Origin of the sequence: Gallibacter intestinalis (assembly GCF_014982745.1) — a bacterium.
Lineage (GTDB): Bacteria > Bacillota > Clostridia > Peptostreptococcales > Anaerovoracaceae > Gallibacter > Gallibacter intestinalis.
Genome location: NZ_JADCKA010000012.1, coordinates 43,666 through 51,243 on the forward strand (window position 1 = coordinate 43,666; position 7,578 = coordinate 51,243).

General features: G+C 40.2%; 8 protein-coding genes and 1 rRNA gene. All 9 read right to left on the reverse strand.

The genetic code is table 11. The features are described from left to right. Positions 1 to 24: 24 nt before the first annotated feature. The 9 genes from INF20_RS06855 to rrf all read right to left on the reverse strand — a co-directional run bounded on the left by INF20_RS06855 (position 25) and on the right by rrf (position 7,569). Positions 25 to 1,986 carry a fructose-1,6-bisphosphatase gene (locus INF20_RS06855; RefSeq protein WP_226385631.1) on the reverse strand — a complete coding sequence of 654 codons (1,962 nt, stop codon included), beginning with the start codon at positions 1,984 to 1,986 and terminating at the stop codon, positions 25 to 27. Between the two features lie 69 nt (positions 1,987 to 2,055). Continuing rightward, on the reverse strand, positions 2,056 to 3,321 hold the full coding sequence (murA, locus tag INF20_RS06860) for a UDP-N-acetylglucosamine 1-carboxyvinyltransferase (protein ID WP_226385632.1): 1,266 nt from the start codon (positions 3,319 to 3,321) through the stop codon (positions 2,056 to 2,058). 17 nt (positions 3,322 to 3,338) lie between these two features. After that, positions 3,339 to 3,581 carry an AbrB/MazE/SpoVT family DNA-binding domain-containing protein gene (locus INF20_RS06865; RefSeq protein WP_226385633.1) on the reverse strand — a complete coding sequence of 81 codons (243 nt, stop codon included), beginning with the start codon at positions 3,579 to 3,581 and terminating at the stop codon, positions 3,339 to 3,341. Positions 3,582 to 3,637: 56 nt separating this feature from the next. Continuing rightward, entirely contained in the window at positions 3,638 to 4,021 is a 384-nt protein-coding gene (locus INF20_RS06870) for a hypothetical protein (RefSeq protein ID WP_226385634.1), read from the reverse strand. A gap of 103 nt (positions 4,022 to 4,124) precedes the next feature. Then, positions 4,125 to 4,862 (reverse strand): tRNA1(Val) (adenine(37)-N6)-methyltransferase, encoded by a 738-nt coding sequence (locus INF20_RS06875; RefSeq protein ID WP_226385635.1) that lies wholly within the window; start codon positions 4,860 to 4,862, stop codon positions 4,125 to 4,127. Continuing rightward, positions 4,862 to 5,761: a PSP1 domain-containing protein gene (locus INF20_RS06880; RefSeq protein ID WP_226385636.1), complete on the reverse strand. Its 900-nt coding sequence runs from the start codon at positions 5,759 to 5,761 to the stop codon at positions 4,862 to 4,864. Before INF20_RS06880 ends, INF20_RS06875 begins: the two co-directional genes overlap by 1 nt. 4 nt (positions 5,762 to 5,765) lie before the next feature. Then, the gene (locus INF20_RS06885) at positions 5,766 to 6,590 is read right to left on the reverse strand and encodes a DNA polymerase III subunit (protein WP_226385637.1); all 825 of its coding nucleotides are present in this window, start codon (positions 6,588 to 6,590) and stop codon (positions 5,766 to 5,768) included. Next, complete coding sequence (gene tmk / locus INF20_RS06890; RefSeq protein WP_226385638.1) at positions 6,571 to 7,224, reverse strand: dTMP kinase; 654 nt, start codon at positions 7,222 to 7,224, stop codon at positions 6,571 to 6,573. The genes INF20_RS06885 and tmk overlap by 20 nt, the downstream gene beginning before the upstream one ends. 228 nt (positions 7,225 to 7,452) lie before the next feature. Then, positions 7,453 to 7,569: ribosomal RNA gene (gene rrf / locus INF20_RS06895) — 5S ribosomal RNA — on the reverse strand. Positions 7,570 to 7,578: the final 9 nt, after the last annotated feature.

The following is a 7,578-nucleotide window of genomic DNA, read 5'->3' on the forward strand; positions in this document are numbered from 1 at the left end:
TTCTATTTTATCTTATAAACTCAATTACTGCTGGCTTGTGTCTTCCTTAATCAGGCCCTTTCTGTAGGCCTCAATTAAATCTTTAAGCTCGTTTACCTGCGCCTGCAGTTCTTCCGCCTGATCAGTATCCCTTACGAGAATTCTCTTATCCAACTTATCTACTATAAAAATCCTAGGAGCCACAAAAGTCTGCTTTCCATTAGGCTGTAGTGGCATGTAAGGCTTGTGTTCTGCCAGTGCCATGAGCCATGAATTATATATGAATGTATATCCAGCTATACCTGTTGTCTTTTGATATGCCTTGGAAATACCTCCATCTATGACAAAGAGCTTTCCTTCTCCCTTTATCGGACTTTCTCCATCTTTGATTTTTACAGGAACGTGACCGTTTAATATATGGCCTCTCTTAGGGTCAATTCCGAATTCCTTTAATATTCTTTCGCAGAAAACTCTATCATCTCTGAACTTGTAATAACCAGAAGTATGTTCCTTATGAGTCGCTTTATCTGCTATAAACAGTCTTTCAAAAGTCGTCATTTGATCTTTTCCGAAAAGCGGAGATTTTGCACCTAGCCACAGATACCACATGATATCGCCTTCAGCCCCTTCCTTTGTATCCTCATCAGGGCTAAAGTATGCCTTACGCACCAAACCGTCAAGATAATCGAAAAACGCCTTGCCGCTGTGACTTTCACCGTAAATCGTGCATTTCTCAAATTCCCCATTGGCATCCACCGGAATACAACCGTGGAACATAAGCTTGTCGTTCATAACTTTATACAAAGCTCCATGACTGAAAAGGAATTTAATATGATCCTGCAGTTTTTTACTTCTTGTCACGGAAGCCTGCAGATTTCTTATAACTCTCAATTCCTCATCTGTAAGCTTATATGGATCCTCCGGATCTATTGTTGGAAAGTTAGTATCCTTCAATTCGTATGTTTTGCCTTTGATTTCTATGGTACCATTTTCGTAATCAATCTTATCTAGCAGCAATCTGTGGTTTAAGTTAAATTCCGGATTATCCTTTATCCTCTGGCCTTCAATTTTAAACTGCATAATCGCAATAGCCTTATGCATTTTTGCAGCTGTTCTTTTAGATACAGGGTCATACTTGTTTTCTTCAAGAATTTTAGGCATAAAAGCTTCACAAGAATCCTTCGCATATACTCTGTTCGCAAAGGAAGAAAGCGGTCTTAAATTGATACCGTAACCAATTTCCAGCATATCAAAATTGTTGTAACTGATATTCATCCTCAAGATATTAGCTGTACATGCCCAACTTCCTGCAGCAGCACCCATCCATACAATATCATGGTTTCCCCACTGAAAATCCACATCATCATACTGCATCAGGTAGTCCATTATCTGATCCGGATGAGAGCCTCTGTCAAATATGTCCCCGATAATATGCAGTCTATCCACGCATAGCTCCGTTATAGCCTGAGTCAGCTGAGAAATATACACCTCTGCCATACCCGTTTCTATAACACTGTCTATAATCGCATCATAATATGTCCCCTTGTTTGCTTCGTCGTCCGCATGAAGCAATTCATCCATGCTGTACTCCCAGTACTTAGGTAGTCTCTTACGCACCTTTGATCTTGTATATTTTGTAGATACAGCCTTGCACACAATTATGAGTCTTAAAATATTATCCTTGCACCATTGCCTGTAATCAATGGTAGGGTTAAGTTTTACCCTCTTTATTTCTGCAGGGGCATTATATATCAGCGATGCCAGATGATAACGCTGTCTTCCATTGAGCTCGTCTGCAAAGATCTCATTTATTTTCATTTTAATAACACCGGAAGCGCTCTGTATCATATGGCGAAATGCTTCATACTCACCGTGAAGATCGCTGAGATAATATTCCGTTCCCTTTGGAAGGGCTAAAATAGCGTTAAGATTTATAATCTCCGCCGATGCTGCTCTTCTATTAGGATATTTCTGCGACAGCAGCTTAAGATACTTTAAATCGTACATATTAAACCTTTCTCTTAAATATCACAAAAGCACCTGCCAATCACCTAAGGCAGGTGCATTTTATCAATATCAGTCTTCAACTCTCGTAATCTTTCCTCCAAGAGCAGCAAACTTTTCTATGAATTTTTCATATCCTCTTTCGATATGGTATATATCCGAAACAATTGTCTGACCTTCAGCCACAAAGCCAGCAAGTACCAATGCAGCTCCTGCTCTAAGGTCTGTCGCATTAACTTCCGTTCCGTGAAGTTTTTTGCTACCTTCAATTATGGCACACTTGCCTTCTGTCTTGATACGGGCTCCCATGCTGTTCAGTTCAAGAACATGCATATATCTGTTTTCAAATACCGTTTCTATTACAATGCTTCTGCCTTGTACTGTAGTCAAAAAAGCCATAAACGGTGACTGAATATCCGTAGGAAATCCCGGATAAGGAAGTGTCTTTATATCCGTGCTTATAAGAGGATTTACATCTCCTCTCACCACCATACCGTCATCGGTCATATAAATATCTACGCCGCACTCTTTTAGTTTAGCAATAATAGGCTTAACATGATCCGGAACAATATTTTTAATCAATATACTTCCTCTTGTTATTGCCGCCGCTATCATAAAAGTACCGGCTTCTATTCTGTCCGGTATTACGCTGTGCTCTGTACCGTGTAGACTTTCTACTCCCTCTATTTTAATCGTATCGGTACCGGCTCCCTTAATTTTGCCGCCCATTTTATTTATAAAGTTGGCAAGGTCTACAATTTCTGGTTCTTGCGCGGCATTTTCTATTATTGTGGTACCCTCAGCCAACGCCGCTGTCGTTATTATATTTTCCGTAGCCCCGACGCTAGGGAAATCCAGATAAATTGTTGTTCCTATAAGCTTATCGCATGTAGCTGTAACCACGCCGTTTTCCGAAATATCTATCTGTGCTCCTAAAGCTCTTAAGCCTTTAAAATGCAATTCCACCGGTCTTTCACCTATGGCACATCCTCCCGGCAGATTAATTACGCATTTTCCTGTACGAGCAAGCAACGGTCCCATAACAAGTATGGATGCTCTCATCATCCTTACCAGTTCTTCCGGTGCATGATTTGTTATAAGCTGACCAGCACTTGCCGTCAGTCTGCTGTTTTCAAGATTTCTTTCTATTTTGACTCCAAGAGAAGCTAACAGACTGCAAAGTATGGTTACATCCTTAAGATCCGGTACTTCGTCTATTATACATTCGTCATCCGTAAGCAACGTGGCAGCTAAAATCGGCAGCACCGAATTTTTGGCTCCGCTGATGCTCACTTCACCTCTCAAAGGGCCGCTTTTTTCAACAATAAATTTTGCCATTGATTCCTCCCGACAGATTAAAGTTTCTTTATTTCGTTGAGGCATTTTGCGCATACATTTTTGCCGTTAATTTCTGTCACATCCTTGGCGCTGCCGCAAAAAACGCATGCCGGTTCATATTTTTTAAGCATGATAAAATCGCCATCCACATAGATTTCAACGGGATCTTTGATATTGATATCAAGAGTTCTTCTAAGTTCGATTGGAAGAACTATTCTTCCCAATTCATCAACTTTTCTTACGATTCCTGTAGCTTTCATAAAATCCTCCCTCTGATTTCGTATAACTTATTTCCTCGTCTTTTCAATCGTAATTACTATTCCTCTGTTTCGGCTTCAGTCTCAGTGTTACCGGCTTTCTCTTCGTATTCATCTTTTTTATTTCTTCCGGTTATCATGCCGACTATACTCATTACAGCTCCTGCTATTGTACTGAGCTGCTTAAATATATTTTCCTGACCTTTAATTGCATTGGAAACCGTATTTAAAGTATCGGTAACATTACCGATGGTTTCATCTAGCTCAACAGTCCTTTTTTCGGTAATCTCTGTTACTGTTTTTACATCCTCAAGCACTTCATAGCTTTTCTTGGCAGTTTTGCTCAGATTTCTAAAAAGAGTAATAAGATAAACCACCATTATAATAAGCGTTATCAGAAGTACAATCAGACATATATCCTTCAGTGGTACGGTTACGTACATACTAAATACCTCCCTTTGCATTATACTAATATTATCTCCTATTAACTGGAAATATTCAACAATTAATTCAATCTTTTACATAAGATATAAGAACTTCCTGTCTTTATCTCCTTTCGTAAATGCGGTCTATTTCTTCTGTGTAAGAACCGTTTGGAGTATGTACATCCAGATTTTTCAAGACTTTCAGCTGCTTACCTGCACCCTTAATGAAATGTACTAGCACTATATTAGGTTCTCTACCTTCCATCGGACATACAAGGCGCATAGTTTTTGCTTCAAACCCGGTTTCTCTGGCATAGCAAAATATATCAGCAAGCCTGTAAGGTCTATGAACCAAAAAGAATTCTCCGCGTTTATCAAGAAGATGAGAAGCTGTAATAAAAAAGTCCTTTAGCACAGCTGTAGTTTCATGTCTTGCAGCTGCTTTAGCACCATCGACACCGATTAAACCGCTATCTTTTTCCATATAAGGAGGATTGCTCACCACAATATCCGCAGCAGCTCGATAGCCTTTTTTAAGATCTTTAATGTCGGAATTTATAATTTTTATTCGATTTCCAAGACCGTTTAGTGCTACATTTCTCTCGGCTCGTTCCGCTGAATCCCTTTGAAGCTCCACTCCTGTTATGACGCTTTTAGGCATCTTATGGGAAAGTATAAGTGGAATAACTCCTGATCCCGTACCAAGGTCAAATACTCTTCTTCCACCTGTGGCAAGGGTTGCTGCAAAATCAGCTAATACAACCGCATCGACACCGTAACGGAAACCCTCACTGGACTGTATCAGCTTAAGCCCTCCAAAGCCTATTTCATCTATCTTTTCGTCTTCACGTATAAACATCAGTCTTTAAGCAGTTCCTTCATTTCCTCGGTCATTTCCTCATCTTTAACCTTGCCGCCTTTCTTCTTTCCGAGTCTCTTTACCTGTTCCTTCTCATATGTGTAAACTTCATCTGAAAGCTGTTCATCTGCGGCATCGATGTTCTTCACAATTTTTCTAGCTTTAATGACATTTCCGAGAACATCAACTTCACTCACCCTTAAAATCCCGTCAGAAGTTTTTATTTTCTCACCTGCATCCGGCATACCTTCCTTAGCCTGGCAATATGTATCGTTTTCATATTTAAGGCAGCACATCAGCCTTCCGCATATACCTGATATCTTTGTAGGATTAAGAGAAAGACCCTGGGTTTTAGCCATCTTTATGGAAACAGGCTGAAACTCTGACAGCCACTGATGGCAACATAAAGGTCTTCCGCAGTTTCCTATACCGCCCATCATTTTAGCTTCATCCCTTACACCAATCTGTCTGAGTTCTATTCTCATTCTGAATACACCGGCAAGGTCCTTTACTAACTCTCTGAAATCTACTCTTCCATCAGCTGTGAAATAGAAAATTACCTTACTGTTATCAAAGGTGTATTCCACGTCCACCAGTTTCATTTCAAGCTCGTGTTTATCTATCTTTTCCTGACACAGTTTCATAGCTTCCGCCTTTTTGCTGTTGTTTTCTTCATTTCTGGCTATGTCTTCCTGCGTAGCTTTTCTTATTACAGGTTTAAGGGGAGAAACTATTTTTTCCGGATGTATTTTTTCCTCGCCCATTACAACTGTGGCAAATTCCAGCCCTTTGGCCGTCTCAACAATGACCTTGTCACCTACTTCGACATCCTTTCCTGCAGGGTCAAAATAATAAACCTTACCTGCATGCTTGAATTTAACTCCCACTGCTTTAACCATATATTTATCCTCCGATATTAAGTACCATTTTCTTTAAAGCGTATCCTGGAACCGCATTTCTGACCAGTTCTCTTCTAGCCTCTTCTATACAATCCACCGCTCTGTATATCTGTTCCTTCGTAATCCTTATATCCCTTTCCTCTTTTCCGAAGAGAATATCTCTGTATATGGACTCCATTGCATCCAAAAGGGTATAAGCACTTTCTCTATCCTTTACAAAGGATTCTATCAGCTGCTTTTCGCGATAAAAATAATCTCCATCAGCCATAAAGGAAATAAGTTCCCAGGCTTCCTTTGAAGCCTTCATATTATCTTTTCCTTCATTGCCATATAATCTCACATGAACACATCTTGACCTTATGGTCTGAGGAAGTTTTGCGGCATTTTCCGACAGTAAAAAAATGACGGTGCCTTCCGGCGGTTCTTCCAAAGTCTTTAAGAATCTGTTAAAGGCTCTGGCCGTCACTGTATCTGCGCCATCAATAACAGCAATTACTCTATCCCCTTCAAAGGGTTTACGCATAAGTCTTTCCTGAAGCTGTTCAATTTGTTCATCCTTGACGCTTCTAGTCTTACTGCCCTTCTTTGCATATGGCTCTATGAAAACAAAATCCAAATGATTGCCGTCCTTTAACTTACGGCATATAACACACTCTCCGCAGCCTACGCCCGGCATCTGTTTGCATAAGATGGCCTGAGCAAGCTCCACGGCATAGTTTTTCTTATCTGCACTGTACGGACCTTCAATTATAAAGGCGTGATGCAAAGTGCCGTTGATTATATTTTTTCTAAAATCATAAGTCATAATATTATCGGTTTCTTTCTTCAAAAAGCCTATCCAACTCCGCCTTTATATCGTCGCTAACCTGTTCTATAGATTGTCCTGCGTCGATGCCACGAATTCTCTCTGGAAAATCCCTTTCGAGCTGTAGATATCCTTTGTACACTTCCCTATGAAAATCCATGCTTTCACTTTCCAGCCTATCCTTAGGACGTACCTTGCTGCCTTCGCTGTCTATTCTATCCATACCTCTGTCAGAATCTAGCTTAAGCAATATAGTAAGATCTGGCATGCAGTTTCCGACTGCAAAACCGTTTATAATCCCTACGCTCATCCCAAGTCCTCTGCCGTATCCTTGATAAGCAATGCTGGAATCTATAAATCGGTCACATATAACGTGATTTCCGGAAGCCAATGTCGGTTCTATAATTTCTTCCACCAACTGCGCTCTTGCAGCAGCATAAAGAAGTGCCTCAGTCATATATGACATATTTTCGTTGGTCTTATCAAGAATCAGTGTTCTTATTTTTTCACTGATTTTAGTGCCTCCGGGCTCTCTAGTAAACAGCGCCCTTTCGCCTCTTTCTTCAAAATATTTTTTTATATAATTTATCTGTGTGGATTTACCTGCCCCATCGGGACCTTCTACTGTTATGAACAGTCCTCTTTTTTCTTGAGTCATTTCTGTTTTTCCTTCTGTCAGACATCACTTGATCCATGAGTTTATCGCCCATCCAAAGAAGGAAATAACCTATCGGTATGCACATAAGCAAAACAAGAATTATTTTTAGAATTGCCATACTATCCGAACTTTCCTCCTTACAAAAATCAATCATATTATTATACCATATTAGTGACTGTTTGCGTGGTAAAAAAAAAGGAAACGACTAAATAGTCGTTTCCCAGTTCAAACCGGCGATGTCCTACTTTCCCAGGCAGTCTCCCACCAAGTATCATCAGCGCTACGGAGCTTAACTTCTGTGTTCGGGATGGGTACAGGTGTAGCCTCCGCGCTATTATCACCGGATTACCTTAA